Annotated in this window: 20 protein-coding genes and 1 riboswitch; of the genes, 11 read left to right on the top strand and 9 right to left on the bottom strand. The window is 54.3% G+C overall.

The genetic code is table 11. The features are described from left to right. Positions 1–105: 105 nt before the first annotated feature. Complete coding sequence (locus tag BFP93_RS16995) at positions 106–519, bottom strand: hypothetical protein (protein WP_032856845.1); 414 nt, start codon at positions 517–519, stop codon at positions 106–108. Positions 520–553: 34 nt separating this feature from the next. Here BFP93_RS16995 and BFP93_RS16990 point away from each other — a divergent pair, with 34 nt between their 5' ends. The 5 genes from BFP93_RS16990 (at position 554) to BFP93_RS28915 (ending at position 3841) form a co-directional block, all read left to right on the top strand. Next, entirely contained in the window at positions 554–772 is a 219-nt protein-coding gene (locus tag BFP93_RS16990; protein ID WP_065893951.1) for a hypothetical protein, read from the top strand. Between the two features lie 217 nt (positions 773–989). Next, positions 990–1610, top strand: coding sequence for an SLATT domain-containing protein (locus BFP93_RS16985; RefSeq protein WP_065893950.1), 621 nt, complete (start codon positions 990–992; stop codon positions 1608–1610). Continuing rightward, positions 1603–2886 (top strand): SMODS domain-containing nucleotidyltransferase, encoded by a 1284-nt coding sequence (locus tag BFP93_RS16980; RefSeq protein WP_065893949.1) that lies wholly within the window; start codon positions 1603–1605, stop codon positions 2884–2886. Before BFP93_RS16985 ends, BFP93_RS16980 begins: the two co-directional genes overlap by 8 nt. Before the next feature lie 72 nt (positions 2887–2958). Further along, positions 2959–3174: a helix-turn-helix domain-containing protein gene (locus BFP93_RS28530; protein WP_065893948.1), complete on the top strand. Its 216-nt coding sequence runs from the start codon at positions 2959–2961 to the stop codon at positions 3172–3174. 49 nt (positions 3175–3223) lie between these two features. Continuing rightward, positions 3224–3841, top strand: a complete 618-nt coding sequence (locus tag BFP93_RS28915; protein WP_065893947.1) for a hypothetical protein — start codon at positions 3224–3226, stop codon at positions 3839–3841. Between the two features lie 288 nt (positions 3842–4129). On the opposite strand, the gene BFP93_RS16965 is transcribed toward BFP93_RS28915, so the two are convergent. From BFP93_RS16965 to BFP93_RS16955, 3 genes are all read right to left on the bottom strand, one after another. Next, the gene (locus tag BFP93_RS16965; protein WP_065893946.1) at positions 4130–5251 is read right to left on the bottom strand and encodes a hypothetical protein; all 1122 of its coding nucleotides are present in this window, start codon (positions 5249–5251) and stop codon (positions 4130–4132) included. Positions 5252–5317: 66 nt separating this feature from the next. After that, a complete protein-coding gene (locus BFP93_RS16960) occupies positions 5318–8623 on the bottom strand; it encodes a UvrD-helicase domain-containing protein (protein ID WP_065893945.1) in 3306 nt (1101 codons plus the stop codon). Between the two features lie 2 nt (positions 8624–8625). After that, on the bottom strand, positions 8626–9591 hold the full coding sequence (locus tag BFP93_RS16955; RefSeq protein ID WP_141687981.1) for a hypothetical protein: 966 nt from the start codon (positions 9589–9591) through the stop codon (positions 8626–8628). Between the two features lie 144 nt (positions 9592–9735). Here BFP93_RS16955 and BFP93_RS16950 point away from each other — a divergent pair, with 144 nt between their 5' ends. The 5 genes from BFP93_RS16950 (at position 9736) to ppa (ending at position 13631) form a co-directional block, all read left to right on the top strand. Next, positions 9736–10827, top strand: a complete 1092-nt coding sequence (locus BFP93_RS16950) for a TauD/TfdA family dioxygenase (RefSeq protein WP_141687980.1) — start codon at positions 9736–9738, stop codon at positions 10825–10827. A 138-nt stretch (positions 10828–10965) separates the two neighbouring features. Further along, complete coding sequence (locus BFP93_RS28910; RefSeq protein WP_176717570.1) at positions 10966–11127, top strand: hypothetical protein; 162 nt, start codon at positions 10966–10968, stop codon at positions 11125–11127. 1023 nt (positions 11128–12150) lie between these two features. Beyond that, a riboswitch (Fluoride riboswitch) is annotated at positions 12151–12212 on the top strand. Positions 12213–12350: 138 nt separating this feature from the next. Continuing rightward, positions 12351–12734, top strand: a complete 384-nt coding sequence (gene crcB / locus BFP93_RS16945) for a fluoride efflux transporter CrcB (protein ID WP_017337059.1) — start codon at positions 12351–12353, stop codon at positions 12732–12734. A 10-nt stretch (positions 12735–12744) separates the two neighbouring features. Continuing rightward, positions 12745–13098: a DUF190 domain-containing protein gene (locus BFP93_RS16940; protein ID WP_058410836.1), complete on the top strand. Its 354-nt coding sequence runs from the start codon at positions 12745–12747 to the stop codon at positions 13096–13098. 2 nt (positions 13099–13100) lie between these two features. After that, positions 13101–13631, top strand: a complete 531-nt coding sequence (gene ppa / locus BFP93_RS16935) for an inorganic diphosphatase (RefSeq protein ID WP_058410837.1) — start codon at positions 13101–13103, stop codon at positions 13629–13631. 165 nt (positions 13632–13796) lie between these two features. On the opposite strand, the gene arsH is transcribed toward ppa, so the two are convergent. From arsH to BFP93_RS16910, 5 genes are read right to left on the bottom strand one after another with little or no spacing between them, the layout of a single operon-like run. Further along, entirely contained in the window at positions 13797–14510 is a 714-nt protein-coding gene (arsH, locus tag BFP93_RS16930) for an arsenical resistance protein ArsH (RefSeq protein ID WP_065893944.1), read from the bottom strand. A gap of 47 nt (positions 14511–14557) precedes the next feature. Beyond that, the gene (locus tag BFP93_RS16925) at positions 14558–15028 is read right to left on the bottom strand and encodes an arsenate reductase ArsC (protein WP_065893943.1); all 471 of its coding nucleotides are present in this window, start codon (positions 15026–15028) and stop codon (positions 14558–14560) included. Between the two features lie 16 nt (positions 15029–15044). Further along, complete coding sequence (locus BFP93_RS16920; RefSeq protein WP_020192021.1) at positions 15045–16328, bottom strand: arsenic transporter; 1284 nt, start codon at positions 16326–16328, stop codon at positions 15045–15047. Between the two features lie 25 nt (positions 16329–16353). Further along, entirely contained in the window at positions 16354–16710 is a 357-nt protein-coding gene (locus BFP93_RS16915; RefSeq protein ID WP_065893942.1) for a metalloregulator ArsR/SmtB family transcription factor, read from the bottom strand. Then, entirely contained in the window at positions 16707–17129 is a 423-nt protein-coding gene (locus tag BFP93_RS16910) for an arsenate reductase ArsC (protein ID WP_065893941.1), read from the bottom strand. Before BFP93_RS16910 ends, BFP93_RS16915 begins: the two co-directional genes overlap by 4 nt. 140 nt (positions 17130–17269) lie before the next feature. On the opposite strand from BFP93_RS16910, the gene BFP93_RS16905 reads away from it, so the two are divergent. Next, a complete protein-coding gene (locus tag BFP93_RS16905; RefSeq protein ID WP_065893940.1) occupies positions 17270–17704 on the top strand; it encodes a GNAT family N-acetyltransferase in 435 nt (144 codons plus the stop codon). The last annotated feature ends 132 nt before the right edge of the window (positions 17705–17836 follow it).

The following is a 17836-nucleotide window of genomic DNA, read 5'->3' as shown; positions in this document are numbered from 1 at the left end:
AGGCCAGCTGACGGCACTTGTGGCCGTCAGGCCTGATTCATCTGGCTGAGCCGTCCGAGCTTCCTGCCATACCCGACAGGAAGCTTTTCCCGATAGACTCAGAGGTCAAACAGGCAGCGTCATCTGTACCAGCCAGACAAGAGCCTCCAGGGCTTGTGTGTGGTAGTAGGCGAGGATCAGCAAGGCCGCGCCATTCAGATATCTCCCAGCCGCGATGCCTGCCTTCCACGTAGGCTTCACTTTGAGGCCATGCTCACGCTTCAGTCGTTTGATCAGTTGCTTCTGAGGCCGCTTTGACAAGGCAGCCAAACGCGAGAGCCCCAGGAACACCACCGCGAGCAACTGCATGTGGTCGCTTAAGTAGCGTTCGCCGGCGCCGAAGCCTTCAGGCAGGAAAGGCGGGGGCCCCGAGAAGGTGGCTGCAACCGCGAGGGTCGCGATCAGCACCCAAAACAGGGCCAGGGTTCGTTTGGACTGCAGGGCCGGGTATTTGGCAACGACAAGGGAGTGCGTTGTCATCAGACTCTCCGATTTGGTAGTGGACTGGGAATGAATGAGTTCAAGGAAAATTTCCCAGAACAGTCACCGCAGCGCTACTCAACTCACTGCTTTTACTGCATTCCTCGCTCTTGACGTGCTCTCGCTGTTCTCCCGCCTGGCGATGGAGGGGCATTCACTGATGCGGTGGTACTGGTCGATTTCACTGGCCTTCTGCGTGGACACCCACGCGCACAGCGACGACACCTATCGTAGGAATCGCCTGATGGCTTGAGAGTAAGGGGGCCCGGTTTCGGGCACCTGAATGCCTTACTAGCGCTTAGCCATCGCTGGCCGATTCGGCTTATGGTAACGTCCACAAGCCTTCTACCGCAGTAACCGGGACATGCTGCGGCCCAGAGGTAAATGCCGGCTTGTCAGACGACCACGTGACCTCGCGGCTCATTGGCACTGCAGTTGAGCAGCCACAAGGATTGAGCTCAGAGGTTCACATGGATCAGCAGGTAGCGCTGCGAATGATTGCGGAAAAGGCATACGACGTTGGGTATGCCGCCAAGCTTCACTTTTCGACTTTCGACATCGTTGAAAAAGCGCCTGGGTGGATCGGTATGGTCTCACTCATCATAGGTGTCCTCTCCCTCTACATCGATGTTTTGGCCGCCAAAAACATATCAGCCCTCATTACAGTGATTGGCATCTGCAGCCTTTACATCACGCTCTACTCAGAGACGAAGGGACAGTATTACCAGGCGGGTAGCGCGCTGACCGCGCTGTTTGATCGGTTGAAGGTGCTACATGCCCAATGCAAATCTGCCACTGGATTCATGCCTGCCCACCAGCAGGAATATGACCTCATTACCGAGGCGTTCCGAGGTGCGTGCCTGAACAAGCACATCCTGTTTTCTGGGTGGCTCGCCCACAAGAAATTTTTCTGGGAACAGCAGATCGACTGGATCGCCGAGTCCAGGACGTTTTCCCTGTGGAGAGACAAATTCCCGTTCTCTTTCTACGTCGTGATCATCGCAGTTTTGACTGCCATAGGCGCGGTTTCGTATCTCGGCTCCCACCCTGAAATCGCGGACGCCCTGCAAAGGATTTGCACCCATGAGTAAAGAGCTGTTTGAACAGTTTCGGAAGAATCTGGCGGTCAGGAACGCTGATGAGATCTCCAAGAGCTATCGCCAGATCACGGAGAAGCTCAACGGGAAATATTACGACAGCGACTCCACCACCCTGCACTGTCGCCAAGTCGGGTCGTACGGGCGCCATACGGCAGTCCATGGCATCAGCGATTTGGACATGGCGTTCGTACTGCCGTGGTCGGTGTATGACCGGTTTCAAAAGTATGAGAACAACAAGCAGTCCTCGCTGCTTGGCGAGATCCGCCTGGCACTCAAAGACCGGTTTCCAAACCATACCGTCCGCGCTCAGCAACAGGTAGTGTCTGTCGACTTCACGGACTATATAGTCGAAGTCTTGCCAGTATTCGAGCACGATGATGGCAGCTACACCTACCCTGATTCCAACGATGGCGGCAGTTGGAGAACCTGCAATCCGGTCGCAGAGATCAATGAGATCAACAGCCTTAACCAAGACAAGAACCACAATCTCAAGCGCCTCTGCAAAATGGTTCGCGCCTGGAAGAACGACCACGGCGTCCCCCTGAAAGGGATGCTCATCGATACCCTGTGCTACCAGTTCCTCAAAGGCACGACAGCCTACGACGATGAGTCGTACTCAGCGTACGGCGAGATGTCGCGGGACTTCTTTGCGTATCTGGTGGATATCGATGAGGACAAGGAACAGTGGCGAGCGCCGGGGAGCGGTTCGATCGTCACAAAGTCGGGCCACTTCCATCCAAAAGCAAAGAAAGCTCTGCGTCGACTGCAGGAAGCTCTGGACGATGCTGACGTTGCCCACGAGCGTTGGAGTACGGTTTTTGGCGAGCACTTCCCCGAGTACGTGGAAGAAGAGAAACAGCAAGCGATCAACGAAGGCCGAGTCAAGAACATGGAGCAGTTCATCGGCCAGAAATTCAGCCTGGATATCCAGTACAACCTGCGCATCGACTGCAGCGTCAAAAACGAAGGGGATCAACTGCGCAATCTGATGTCGAGGGTCATCCGCTACAAAATCCCGAAGGAGCGCGAGCTAACATTCTGGGTAGCCGATATTGACGTGCCGCCGCCCTATAAGATTTATTGGAAGGTAAAGAACGTAGGCCCTCAAGCAATTGAGCGAAACATGATCCGTGGAGAAATTCGGATGGACAGCGGGCCGCATCAGATCACCGAGCGATCAAGCTTCCAGGGGGATCACTACGTAGAGTGTTTTGCCGTCAAAGAAAACGTCTGCGTGGCCCGCAGTCGAATCGTTGTCCCGATCTAAGCTCACTCTCCCGCTGCGCGCCAGACGATCAAGGGCACCCGAGCAATCGGGTACCCTTCGAGCCATCAGCGGTTGACCACCGACCTCGGCATTGCCAAGCAAATGCACGCAGCGAAGACCAACGAACCTGCGATGCAGTACAGCGCGATGTCTGTGAAAGACGTCACACCCTTGAGAAAGGTACATCAGCTCAAGGCGGAAGGCCTTAACCAGAAGCAGATCGCCGAAAAAATGGGGATTTCTAAACAGACAGTGCACGACCTGTGGCACCGCAAACTGGACGTGTGACGCTCCTCACCGGGCGAGCAAGGAGTTTCTGCATCGTGAGTAAAGCGATATGAAATTGAGTAAGTTCCGTGTCGGCTGGTGGGCAAGTATCGTGGCGGGAATCGTTTTCCTGATTCCGCATCTCAGAGACGTGTCAACCATACTAGGGCCGCTGGCACCCTACATGGTTCAGCCCAGCACATCCGATGGTCTGAACCCAAAACTGCTGGGCTTGTGGTATGAAGAATACCAATACCCTCAACGCAATGGCGTTGTTGGCTTTGAGGGCACTACTGAGTTCTTTCGTAACAGGACATACCGAATCAATGGCCTCCTGAAGAGCACTACCTTTTTGCCTGTCCCGCTCTCTCCCTACACCACGATCTATAACTTCGATGGCAATGGAGAGTGGCAAGCCTCGGACGATGAGCTGGTCATCAAACTGCTGAGCGTAAGAATGCGTGTAGCCGCAAGATTGCTGGCTGGCATGACCCTCAAGATACGTGATACCTCGCGCCCACCGAGCACTGAAGAAGCCGAGTTGGAACATGGTCTCCTCATGGCCCAGTCACAGCGTTACGACATCCGCAGCACGAAAAAGAGCGAAGTAGTACTGGAGACAAACGGCCTGTTCGCTGACAGCTACCGAATCAACATGACTCGCACCAAACAGGTGTACATGAGATAGATGAGGCGCCACGCATGGGACGCCTGGGGCAAGCAACCTCGGGTGTCTATGCCTTCCGGCCTTCCGATGAACGAACCCATGGAGCTTGTTACCTACATAGGCCCCACAGTCACCGAGCCCTAGGCCCTGAATCGGCCCCATGCGCTCTTCATCCAAACACTTGCGTACCGCTGATCGAAGCACCGCCTCATCGACATCGGTGATTGCAGCTTGCTGATCACTGGGCAAGTTAATGTAGGTCATAACGAAAACATTCCTCGCTTACTGGTAGTTGGGGGTTACCTGATCTCAGGTTGAAAACGGCCAAGGCAGCCAATCCTCATCGCGCACGCCAAATTTAATATTTGACCAGTCACCCGCCATTCCACGAATCTTCTGATAGTGCTCATGATTCGCAGGAATGGCAGCCATCTCACGCCAAGATACAAACTCATCATCACCAGCAGCACAAATCAATTTATCAGTGTAATTCTTCATACCAATCGCCATACCCTGATGTGTTTCTTTATTACCGCCAGCCAATTGATTTTCAAGGGCAGCATTCTCAATACTTTGCAGCCTGAAAAGATGAGATGGATAATCATTTTCTTGGGCATCATTGCGCATTGGCTGCTGAAAGCTAAAACCCCAAAACAAGGAAGCCACCATATAGTGACACACGACAAAATTAAGGACGCGCAGTGCCATTTCATCATGACCGGAATATTCCGACTCAGGAAATAAGCTATCCCTAAGCTCTACAATCATAAACTTGAATGCATAAGCATCTGCAACTATCTCACGAGTGTGGGCAGCCAGCCTATCGGCTTCGCTCACCGTCTCGCCGCGTCCCAGTGCCTCGTGTACAAAAATATCATCAACGTCTAAAGGCGATGTAGAGGTTGCAGTCCTTGAGTTCTCAATCCTTCTGTCCCCGTGCAGATTGTGGAGATGCCCTATTTCATGCAGCAAGAGGAATACAAACAAGCCCTCGGCAAGCATTTCAAAGGCTTTTCTAAAATCATCGCGATGAAGCCACCAATATCTATTATCCGACCAATCAAATTCTGCATATTTGAACCAATAACTTAGATTGTTTCTCCAAGGCTCATAAAACTCCTCATCTGGGAATTTTTGGCGCCGCTCTGCCCCCACCAACATAGCAGAGATGCGGAATATCAAATCTAGCATACCCTTATAGACTAGAACCGCCTGGTAGCCATGAATAGCTGCTGCCTGGACTTGAATACTATCCACGAGATAGAAGCTTGAGTCACCCGTTATATACTGCTTACAAAGCCATCGACCAACATCGTTAAACTCAGAATAAATTATGTCTTCTTGAATCGAAAGATCTAGAAAAGCCTCTCCCGTTTCCGAAAAAATTTCTCTCCTAATGTAGGCTTCTACTGAGTCCGTATAATTTTGCATAGCAATCCTTTGCATGAACTTTATGTTGAATCGAACTTTAATTACGAGTAGCTCAAAGAAGGTCAGTCAGGGGATGTTGGCACAGATGCTCAGATAGGCGCAGCGCCCACAATGCCGACCTCTGGAGGCGGATCGATCACCTGCGGCAAAACGTTGAGCCATCTTGTATACGGACGTGCTCGCGGCCTGCTTGGAAGGGCCATCCATCACGTGCTGGTCAGTGATAATGGAGTAGATCTTCGCACTCGGCCTTCGAGAGCCATTGATATCAAGCATCATGGGCCGTAGGTGACTAAGGGTGTACTGGATCCCCGTCTGAGCTCGAATCCAGTGCAGCTGCCCTTTATCGACGATCATCCAAGGGAGCTCGATGCGCACACCGTTGACTTCAGAAACCATCCCTTCTTCGACGGCACCGCCGACGCTGTTAACCACCACCAGCCCACGCTTGGCGGCGGCAATCGCATCATCCATCAAGCCAGGGTCTTCTGCCCTATCTGGAAGTCCGTGTAACGCCCATGCGGCTTGGAATGCCGTGTTGGGGTCAGTGCCATCCCTCGCCACGGCCAACAGCATGTCCATAATCGCCCAGCGAGCACGGATCGAGACGTCGATTTCCTGCTCAGCAGTGAGCGCTAGCTCATAGCGATAGTGGTACTGGAGGGGGCAGCTCATGTAGGCCTGGAACGCCTCATAGCTCACAGTGGGTACCACGGTGCTGCTAGCCAACGGCAGCGGTATGATGGGTGCGGGCGGTACCTTCACCCCCGAGCGCTTAACCAGACTCGCGGGAGCAGCGCGATTGAGCGGAACTGGACGTGGCCACCCACTGATCTCATAGAGATACAAGTAATCACGAGCCCGAGACAGGGCGACATAGAGCAGGTTATTGCGCTCTACTCGCTCTTCGAACATGAACTCTGACCCAGTGCTGTTCAAAACTTCGGGAGGGATGAGATCCAACCCCCGCACATCGTATGCATAGGGTCGATTGGCACCGTATGACGCGTCGTCAACATCGGTGACGTGAACTGCTGGGTACTCAAGGCCCTTGCTGGAATGCACGGTCATAACGCTCACCGCATCCAGAACTCGCGCTTCAGGCGGTAAACCGCGATCCCCTAGCTTTTCTCCGATCCTACGGCGTAGCTCCTCGCGAAGCAGGAACTGGGAAAGCCGTGCCTGGCGGATATCTCCGTCACCATTGCGTACGGCATAGACGAACAGCCATGTTGCCAAGCGCTGAGTATGGGCCTGAATGGTCTGATCAGCAGGGTTTGGAAGACCGTAGCGCTGATCGAGCAGTACTTTGGCGACAAAATCCCAAGGCCTTGAATTCCGCTTGAGCCCTCTCAACAGCAACGCCAAATTTGACTTGGCTTGCTGGCCAGCGGGCGAGAGGCCTGGCGTAGGCAGCCATAGCCACCGGCCTCGCTGCATGCTCAATCCCGCGCCTTTGCGGGTCAGGAATATGAGGTGCTCGATGTCTTGGGGCGGCATTCGAAACGCTGGCTCAGAGATCAGCCCGACCAGTGAGCGCGGCTGTCGCATGCACAGCAGTTCCATCAGACACAGCAGCTTCTTAATCTCAGGGCGCTGGCAGACATCGCCGATGTGCAGCACTGGCACATTCAAGTTCTCAAGCGACTCAACAATCTGCTCAACGTTTGCCGATTTACGGCTGATCACGACTTGATCCCTGTACGGGACACCCCTCTGCACCAGCCCATCAATGCGCTGAGCGATGGTGACGGCTTGGGAGGGCTTGGAGTCGCACTCATACAGGGTAGGTATGACCCCGATCGAGGGACGATACGCCGTGACTGGTTCCAGAGGCATCCGGTCATTCAGTGCATGATGGATGCCTGCGCAGGAAAATAGCTCCAAGATCTCAGGCGTGCTTCGCCGATTCAGGTCGAGAGCGTAGCGGCGCACCGTTGCTCCTGGAATGGTGCTCAAGAACGTGGTGTCGAAGTGCATCAAGCTACGGATCGACGCGCCTCGCCAATGGTGAATGGCCTGACGCACATCACCGACGACCCAGAATGATTGAGCATTCAGCGCCAATTGACGAAGGAGGTCGACCATCACCTCGGTGACATCCTGATACTCGTCCACTAGTACGTGCGAGAAATGGTCGATGTACTGAGCAACGCTTGTTCTATCCCGCTTGGCCTGGGATGCAGGGAGGGCAATGAGGTCAACGTAGTCGACCAAATGCTCAGCTCGCATTGCTGTTTCGTACGCTTCAAACAGGGTGGCGATGTCTTCGCGCTCATTGGCTACATCCGGCTCGCAGGGCGGAAGTGCAGCCAAGCGCGTGCGGTAGTCGGCAACTGTGAGGCATTCTTCCTTGAGTCGTTTGATATGGCCCAGAACGCCAGGTAGCCAATCGTACGGGTTCTGTAGCCTCAGATAATACTTGAGCCGCACCTTGGGCAGCGTGCTCACCATCAGGCGAACTTGCATCAGCGGATCTGCGAGCCGAACGTCGGACTCCAGGCCGAAAATCTGATGGTATTTGCGAAGGAATTCGAGCCCGAATGCATGAAAAGTCCCGGCCCACACGTCGGCGGCTCCGGCGATGCCAGACACCTTCAGGCGTTCAACCAATTCATGAGCCGCCTTGTTCGTGAAGGTCAGCACCAAGATTTGGCTGGGAGGGATACCGCGCTCGACCAGGTGCTTGATGCGATGGATCAGTGTCGTCGTTTTACCAGTACCCGGCCCGGCAACAACGTTGACGAAGGTTTCGGACGCGGTAGCAGCATCGTGCTGCCCCTGCGTCATAAGCGGCAGAGGAGGAGGTGGAGCAGGAGGCAATATGGGGAGCAAAATGCCGTCGAATAGCTGAAGACGAACGATCTCCAGCGGTACCTCCAGAGTGGCTGCGATGACCGTGGCACCAGTACCGCTATAGAACAGTTGGCTTGCGACACCACGGGGTAGCAGAAGCTCACGAGCAAACACGTTGGCTTGAAGCTCCAAGCGCTCACGAGCACCGTATGCTTCCACCGCCACCGTAGCCTGACTGCCATAGGAATCCGTCATGCTGGTCAGATGAGCGACCGTCTGTGCAGGGCGATCGCCGTCGAGGTACCAGTGACCCAACTCATGGGCGATGAGATAGGCCGTTTCTCCTGGAGACACATCGTTGCGGATGTAGATGGTTTGAATTTCTCGCTTGAGCACCCCGCTGCCGCCACCCAACTCCGGGTGCCCGAAAGGTAAGCGCTCAATCGCGATTTCGAGTGTTTCCTCAACATGAGCCAGGAGCTCAGAGGAGCTGACGCCACCTAGAGAAGCGGCCAATCCGACCAGGGCTTCTCGGGTTTCGAATGCTTGCCGACGTGCCCGGTCGAATGGATTCACACTTAGCCCTCTAGGTTCAGGAGACGCTCTTGTTCCTCAGCCGGCAGCTGAAGCTCTTTGACTGCGACACTCCACGCCTTGCGTTCCGCTTGCACGGTGGGTTTTCCATCAGTCGCTTTGAAAGCTGGAACGCATTGGGTGGCGAACCGACGCTCCAAGGCTACCGACACAACGTCCAAAGGCTTCTTCAAAACGACAGCCAGCTTCGCCAGGACTCGCGCAGGCGCCAGTACAGAGCCACCAAGGATCATGTTGGTCAGGCCGCGTTGCTCACCTAGATCGATCTGAGGAGCGAGAGCACGGGCTTTTACCCCACTGACCTGCTCGATCGCCTTGATAGCCTCTACGACAACCTCATCACTGGTAATCGAATTAGTCGTTGCCTCACGCACAGCAGCAGCGTGAGGGCAATGGCTCAAAGCGTTGGCGAGAAGGAAGTTGGTGAATGATGACAACGAGCGCTCATATTCACCTGCGCGTAAGCGCGTTCTCATCACCAGACGCCTGTCAGCCCGGATGATCCAACTCTCCGAATCGGCACCTGCGTAATCATTGGCAGTGCGCTCGTAATCAGTCAGCAGCTCCGAAGGGTCTACTGTCCTTGATTCTTTATCGAACCGGGTCAGCCCGTCCTGCACCAGATCTCGCGCAGCGATCGACAGCGATACCCCACGGCGTTTTGCTACGCGTCTTACCAACTCATGAAGCGAGACCTTGGTAGTTAAACCAATTTGCAAGCGGGCAGCTTGTGTTCGTTCATCGGTGATTTTGGTAGTAGCGGTAGGTTGCATGGTCGCCTCCAAAGTCTGCTTATCCGCAGGCACTGTGCGTGAGACAGGTGGCATCGCTAACCGTTCGTCGGCTGGAACTTGAGGAATCAGTTCGACGAGTACGGACATCAAGCCAAGCAGCAGGTGCGGCTCGTCCTTGCCGGTGACCACTACAGGCTGGCCATTAGCCAGAGTCATCTCACACTCAATGCCCTGGGAGGTCTCCCGCAAGTGCATGAATGGCTTAAGGCAGGCTAGGAAACTAGCGCACCCTTGGAGATAATCGGCAGGCTGAAGCTTGGGCATTTTCATAGACGGATTTGGTCGCTGGTGAGATCGTGCGTGATAATCACGCTGACATACATCACTTTTATATCACTCGCGCGTGTAGGGACACAATTGATCCAGGCAATCTTTACAGAAGCAGTGCGTGTCGCAGTCAGCGAATGGCGAGCGAACGTGACCTACGAGCAAGTGCTTGAGTACCTGGCGCGCCCCGGCGATCTGGGGCGTGAGCTGCAGCCTGCGATCGAACGCGAGCTCAATAGCCGGGGGAGTAGCTGTGCAGAGGTGCAAGCCTTTGCATGGGCACAGCCTTGCCTGACGCTGGAGGGTATCTTCCGGCCAGATGACCTACCCGATACCCCTATTGATTTTTGCCCGGTGCCTGAAGCGGAAGGCACGGTTATTGCCCGAGTTACTGCGATCGCGTGCCTTGCGGCTATCAATTCCGCCACGGTTTCCTACGGCTCCGAGAACGGAGGCGATCTGTTCGTGAATCTGGTGGTATTCCCGCCTGGCCGAGGTAAATTCACAGTCAAATCGGCGGACAAGATGAGTGGGCACACGGATGGAGTGACCTTCCCGTTGCGGGGATACCGCGACCCCCTGAATGAACGCATTGCACCCTCTCCAGACTTTGTGTGCTTGTCGGCACTGCGCAACCCGAAGCAAGTTCCGACTACGGTGATGCCTCTCGACCACCTCATGGCGCGCTTGAGCCAAGAGCATATCGACGAACTCCAGAAGCCCCAGTACATCATTGGTTCGCAGCTGACCTTCCAAGATGGGATGGTAGAAATCCTAGGCGACGAACTTGATGTCGATGATGCGCAGCTTCTCTTCCAAATGAATGGAAGCTGGTGGATCCGATTCAGCCACAGCACCACGCAGATTGCTGACATCGACCACAAGTCCGCGCAGGAGGCAATGGACGCTCTGAAACACGCATGTGCTGACTGCGCAATCGCTGTTCCTCTGCAGCCAGGTGATATCGCCTTGGTAAACAATCGCATTGCGCTGCATGGCCGCAGTGAGCCTGGAAGTGAATACGGCGAGCAAACACGCTGGCTCCTGCGCACCTACGGGCTAGAAATCACTGATATCGATCCTAGCCAGTGGCATGAGGGCAGCGACTTCAAGCTATACCCGTAAACCTCAGCGCTCGGGCTATCACAAATGAGCTCGTCCGCTGCAAGCCTCTGCAAGTCCGGAATCCGTAGGTATCTCAACTGGGCAAGGTCAAAGCCCCAGGTCTGCCGCAAAACGCTGGTCGCGGATTGAAGCAGGGGCATGCCCATCGATGATCAGCTTCTGCTGCAGATGGCGTACGAGATGCCACGCCAGAGGCTCGCGGATCTCCAAGCAACCTTCGAGCTGATGGAAGCCACTGAAGCGCTGCGTGGTAAGGGCCTCTCGAAGCGCTGTAAAGCCATCAACGGTGAACACGGATAGGATTGTTCAGCCCCGGACGACGCTCGTAGGCGCTCACAATCGATCCAAGGATTCCAGGAAGATCATCCCCATAGGCTTTGCAGGCAAGAGACCAGAGCTGACCATCAGACAGTAGGGTCATTGGGCTCGCATTATCAATAAATTGGCAAAATAGCCCCAAGCGCGGCCAGAATCCAGATCCACCTGTAAACCAATTTTTTGACGTGTTAACCGCCGAGGTTTACAGATCAAAAATTTAGTTTACAGATCCGAATTTTCGAAGCGCGTAGTAGGTCACCGAGTGCGTCTTGCTAGAACATTGAAGGCGACGGACGCCAGCCGAGCCTGTTGTCCGAGACGGGTGGGATTTCAGACGGACTGATCCCAGCAAAAAAGCCCTATTGGTTTGACGTCAAAGCGTAAGCAGCAGCCTGCGGCTGCAAAGAAAGCGATTTCTCCTTGGCCCCCGGCCCACCCATTCCAACCTCAGCTTCACACCAGACCCTCAAACCCTGTGATCTAGAAACCGTAAATATCAGATGTAAAAGCCGGTGGTAGTCTGTGGGAAAGGCGGCGTCTGGGCCACTGCCGCTTTTCTCTTGCTCTCAAATATAAGAACTCCGTCTCGCTTAAAAATTTTCAAGAGGGGGGGTGAAAATAAATTGGCGATTGCCGACGAACGGTTGATAAATTGCCTATTTGTCAATCTGAGTTTTCACTCAAACATCCTCGAAAACCTATAAAAAAGGCTTTAAAGCAGGCGAAAACGCTAACATTTATGAGTTTCGATTCATCAAATGCGAATTTTGATCGCCTACGACCGCGCCCAGTAGCAGATACATTGGCCATGTCGATCATTTGTAACCGTCCGGCCAACTCACCTTCCTATCCACAATTGCTGGGACAAAAATCAGCAATCCTCCCTGGGTCAATTTTCAATCAGCGCCAACAATCAAACATATTGCCTAGCCAAAAGGGCCTTCAGATCGCTTGCATGCAGCTGCTCTTGATGCCTATTGATACCATTGGCGCTGATGCTATAGGATCAGATCAGGAGATGGCATTCCTCCTTTAACCGCCTTCGTGCTGATGATGCCTACGTGAACCCTGGACAGGGTGCGTAGGTGCGTCTCCCTGTCCTCCATTTTAGGACAGGCTATGATCTTATCCTCCGAGTTTCCTTTTTCTTTCGGCGCGAGCCGCTTGCCAGTTAGTCCACTCAGGTCTGATGAGGTGGGCTCGCCATGCTGAAGTCTTTAATGGTCATCGCCGTTGGCGCTTCACTTGGAGCCTGGTTGCGCTGGATATTGGGCATGAAACTGAATGCTCTGTTTCCTACGATTCCCCCAGGTACTGTGGTCGCGAACATGGTTGGGGGCTACATCATCGGCCTGGCCATCGCCTTCTTGGCCGCTTCTCCTACCCTCAGTCCAGAGTGGCGTCTCCTGATCATCACGGGTTTCTGTGGTGGGCTTACCACCTTCTCTACATTTTCAGCCGAAACGGTTGCCTTGATTCAGGAGGGCAGACTGGTCTGGGCGCTTGGCTCAATTTCGTTGCACGTTGCAGGCTCGTTAGCGATGACCGCTGCCGGGCTTCTGTCCTACCAAATGATTGGTACTCGCTGAGGAGATAGAAATGAAAGGCTATATGGTCGTTTTCTTCACCCAACAAAACCGTCGTTATCAGGGAAAGATGCTAGGCGATTGGATCGTCGACGTGGCTAAAGAAATGGGGTTGCGAGGCGCCACGCTCTGCACCGGAATCGAAGGGTTTGGGCACACAGGAAAACTGCATTCATCGCACTTTTTTGAGCTGGCGGATCAACCCACGGAGATTCGCTTGGCCATCACGGAAGATGAGGCAGAACGATTGTTCAAACGATTGGACTCTGAGGAAATATCGGTGTTTTTCACCAAGACGCCAATCGAGATGGGCACCCTTGGAAAAACGCCCTCCAGCTCAACACCCTCCACAACTTCGGAGCTATGAACATGAGCTACGCGGACATCCCAGCTGGCAACGCCCTCCCCGATGACTTTTTCACCGTTATCGAGATTCCTGCAAACCACTCGCCGATCAAGTACGAGGTGGACAAGTCGAGCGGACAAATTTTCGTTGACCGCTTTCTCAGTACACCGATGTTCTATCCGGCCAACTACGGGTTTATCCCGAACACGCTGAGCGACGATGGCGATCCGCTGGACGTCCTGGTGGTTTGTCCATATCCCGTCTCACCTGGAGTTGTCATCCGCAGTCGCCCGGTTGGTGTGATGTACATGACTGACGAAGCCGGAGCCGATGCCAAGGTGATCGCAGTGCCTCATGAAAAACTCAGCTCCATGTACATCGACGTAAAGGAGTGCTCAGACCTCCCTGCGTTACTCCTCGCACAGATCCAGCACTTCTTCGAAAACTACAAAGCATTGGAACCGGGTAAGTGGGTGAAGATGGGCCGCTGGGGCAGCGCCGATGAAGCGCGGGAAGAGATTCGCAAGTCGGTAGCTGCGTATATCCCCAAATAGACTTACGCCAGATTCAAATGCCTGTGTCGGAGGATCGCGCTGAGGTTCTTGCATTATGCTGGGCCTCAGTTGCTCCGATCATCAAATATCCGGGGAAAAATATGCTGGGAATGAAGGAGCGATGTTGACTCGTGATCTGACTCATATCGCTTCCTCGTACTGACGTTAGATGGAGCGCTGGCTGACGCGTTTGGAAAGCTCTTCGGCGGACTCTTTACGCTCGGAGTACCGATCAACCAAATAATCCTGGCGATCCCGCAACAGCAGGGTGAACTTCATCAGCTCTTCCATCACGTCCACGAGTCGGTCGTAGTACGAGGACGGCTTCATACGACCTGCCTCGTCGAACTCGGTAAATGCCTTGGCCACCGAAGATTGGTTTGGGATGGTGAACATCCGCATCCATCGGCCCAGTACGCGCAGCTGATTGACCACGTTGAAAGATTGCGAGCCACCGCAGACCTGCATCACTGCAAGGGTCTTCCCTTGCGTAGGTCGTACAGCGCCCATCGCCAGCGGTACCCAGTCAATTTGGGCTTTGAATACTGCACTCATGGAGCCGTGACGCTCAGGGGAGCACCACACCTGCCCCTCAGACCATTGCATCAACTCGCGCAACTCAGCGACCTTGGGATGTGTATCGGGGGCGTCATCCGGCAGCGGGAGACCTGATGGGTCAAAGATCTTGGTTTCGGCGCCAAACTCTTCCAACAAGCGGGCTGCTTCTTGAGTCACCAGCCGGCTGAAAGAGCGCTCTCGCGTCGAACCGTACAAAAGCAGAATTCGAGGCTTATGGAGCGAAGGCGTACGAGGTGCCAGTTGCTCCAACGAAGGAATGTCGATCAGGTCGGCGTGGACGTTCGGCAATGTGTCTTGCATATAAACTCCTACGGCGGCACCTGGTTGGGTGCCGCCTCGGTTGATCTTTAAAGCGAACCGATGCGGTTCAGTTCAGCTTTCAACTGGTCAGTGCTGATGGTCTTCAGTGGCAGCGCAAGAAATGCGCTCACGCGTTCGTGAATTTTGGCCAGTGTGGTTTCAAACGCTGCTGTGATCTCGGCTTCCGACCCGCTAGCCTCAGACGGGTCGGCCAGCCCCCAATGCGCCTTCAAAGCTGGCCCGAAGAAGATTGGGCATGCCTCACCTGCAGCCCGGTCACAGACAGTGATCACCATGTCTGGCGGCGAGCCTTCAAAAGCGTCCGAAGCCTTGCTGCTTAAGCCGGCAGTAGAGATACCCGCCGCCTCCAGTGTTTGCAGTGCCCTTTGATTCACCCGGCCACTGGGAAAGCTTCCTGAGCTGACAGCTTCTACGCCCTCGGGCGCCAAGTGGTTGAAAAGCGCCTCGGACAGAATGCTGCGGCAGCTGTTGTGGGTGCACATGAACAAGACTTTCATCAGAAGATTCCTTGATTCAGAAACTGAGGCGCAATGCCAGGGCAGACAAGGTGGCGACGAGGATAGGCAAGGTCAGCACGATCCCAGTCTTGAAGTAGTAACCCCAACTGATCTTGATGTCCTTCTTGGCCAGCACATGTAGCCACAACAGCGTGGCCAAACTGCCAATTGGGGTGATCTTCGGGCCTAGGTCGCAGCCAATGATATTGGCGTACACCATCGCTTGCTGAACGACGCCATCCACTTCGGCGGCATGAATGGATAAGGCACCCACCAGAACCGTGGGCATGTTGTTCATGATCGACGACAGCAATGCCGTTAGCATCCCAGTACCCAGGGATGCCCCCCAGACGCCATAACCGGCGAATACGTTCAGAATCTGGGCGATGTGATCAGTCAGGCCCGCGTTCTTAAGGCCATAAACGACCAGATACATACCCAGGGAAAAAATCACCACTTGCCATGGAGCCTCCTTGAGCACCTTGCTTGTGTTGATGGCATGACCACGAGCCGCGATGACATAGAGGACGAATGCGCAGACCGTAGCAATGGCGCTGATTGGCACACCCAGCGGCTCAATGACAAAGAATCCGATCAGGAGTAGTGCCAGCACCCACCAGCCGGCTACGAAAGTAGCGCGGTCGTGAATTGCCTCGTCCGGGTTGTCCAGTTGGTCGAGGTCATAGGTCTTTGGTAAATCTTTGCGGAAAAACCACAGCAGCATGGCTAATGTCGCTGCCACGCTGACGATGTTTACCGGCACCATGATCGAAGCATATTCGTTGAAGCCGATATCGAAGTAGTCGGCAGAAACGATGTTGACCAGGTTGGAAACCACCAGCGGTAAGCTCGCCGTATCGGCGATAAAACCGGCTGCCATGACGAATGCCAACGTAGCAGCAGGAGAAAAGCGCAACGCCAGCAACATCGCGATCACAATGGGTGTGAGGATTAACGCTGCTCCGTCATTGGCGAACAGTGCCGACACAGCTGCGCCCAGCAAGACGATGAACGCAAACAACTTACGAGTGCTTCCAGCACCCCACCGCGCTACATGCAACGCAGCCCACTTGAAAAAGCCTGCTTCATCAAGCAGCAGACTAATGATGATGACTGCGATAAACGTCCCGGTGGCATTCCAGACAATGCGCCAAACCTCTGGTATGTCAGCCAGGGTAACGACGCCTGCCAGCAGCGCCACGATGGCACCCAACGTCGCGCTCCAACCTACCCCGAGCCCCTTGGGTTGCCAGATGACGAGCACGATAGTGGCGATAAAGATCAATACGGCAATCAGCATTTCAGTAATCCGGTTGGGGCGTGAATCAGCTGCACACGCCCTGATTGATAGGGCGGTCGTTCATACCGCACAGGCGTTTAGCCTCGGTTTCCAGCCAATGCTGATTGGCGTCTACGACTTCTTTCAAAACCGCAGTTACCCACGCAGGCAAGTCGGGGTTCAGGCGGTAGTACACCCACTGACCTTGCCGGCGATCCATCAACAAACCAGCAGAACGCAGCAGGGCCAAATGACGAGAAATCTTCGGCTGGTTCAGGTCGAGTGCCGCCGTCAGCTCGCAGACACACAGCTCGCCTTCGCTCACGACAAGCAGGGAAATTTTGGCTCGGGTGTCATCCGCCAAGCACTTGAATAACGTGGTGGGGTTCATGGGTTCTGTCATAGATCCTCCAGGTGTTTGGTCTTGACCAAAACGAAGAGCTTGATGCGCTCGTGGATGTCGTGGAGCGTGTGGCGAAATGCACCGGGATCATCGCTCGTTACTGGGTCAGGAAAGTCCCAGGCAATGACTTCACCTGCACTGGGCATTGGTAGGCACTCGCTGGCGGATTTATCGCAAAGAGTGATTACGTAATCGAATCGATCAGCTTGAAACTCGCTGATGGACTTGCTTCGCAGGCCCGTCGCATCGACTCCAACTGCCTCCAATGCCTGAATCGTGCGCGGATCAATCTCAGACGGTTGGGATCCTGCGCTGAAGGCCTCGAAGCGCGGGTCGGTGTGCCGCAGTAACGCCTCTGCAAGCTGGGAGCGGACTGAGTTGGCAACGCACACGAAAAGAACTTTGATAGCAGGGGTCATGACTGGACTCGATGCATATGGAAAATCGAATATACGCTTTGGCAGATATTCGGTAAAGCGAATATGATGACCGCTGCTCAGGCTTGAGCCATAGCGGTCATGCAAAGCAAGGCATAGGGAATGACAGGGTGGAGACGGAGATGATGATCCAGACAATGCAAATAGCCGGAGGGCAATGGCAGCGCTTTCGCGACGCCTTGGAGTCTGCTTACCTTCCATCAGACGATGTGGATCTTCCGAACCGAACCTTTTTCGAATTCACGCGGGATGGTGAGACTGTTGGGTGGGGAGGGTTTGAAACGCATGGGGCAGATGGATTGCTGCGTTCCCTGGTCGTGGAGCCGGCATACAGATCGACAGGGGTTGGAGCTGAAATGCTTCGAGTCGTTGAAGCAATAGCTGCGAAGCAGGGAATCGCTCGATTTCATTTGCTGACAACAATTGCATCAGGCTTTTTTGAACAGCAGGGATACGCACTAAACCAGCGAGACTCTGAGCCGCCTCTGATTGGGAATTGCACCTCACTTGACCAATCGTTTGCATTGCACTTGACCACCTGTTTGCATCGGACTTGACCAGCCAATTGCATTGGATCTGACCACTTGAAGCACGGCGTAAGCCGATCAGAACGAGTTCCATGATGGTCGACCTCAATTATCGATTTACGCTATCGTATATCGATAATTTCATCCAGCCTTGTCAGAGAT

Origin of the sequence: Pseudomonas sp. 44 R 15 (assembly GCF_900004965.1) — a bacterium.
GTDB classification, from domain to species: domain Bacteria; phylum Pseudomonadota; class Gammaproteobacteria; order Pseudomonadales; family Pseudomonadaceae; genus Aquipseudomonas; species Aquipseudomonas orientalis_A.
The sequence above is the reverse complement of the archived record's forward strand: the minus strand, read 5'-3'. Positions and strand labels throughout refer to the sequence as shown.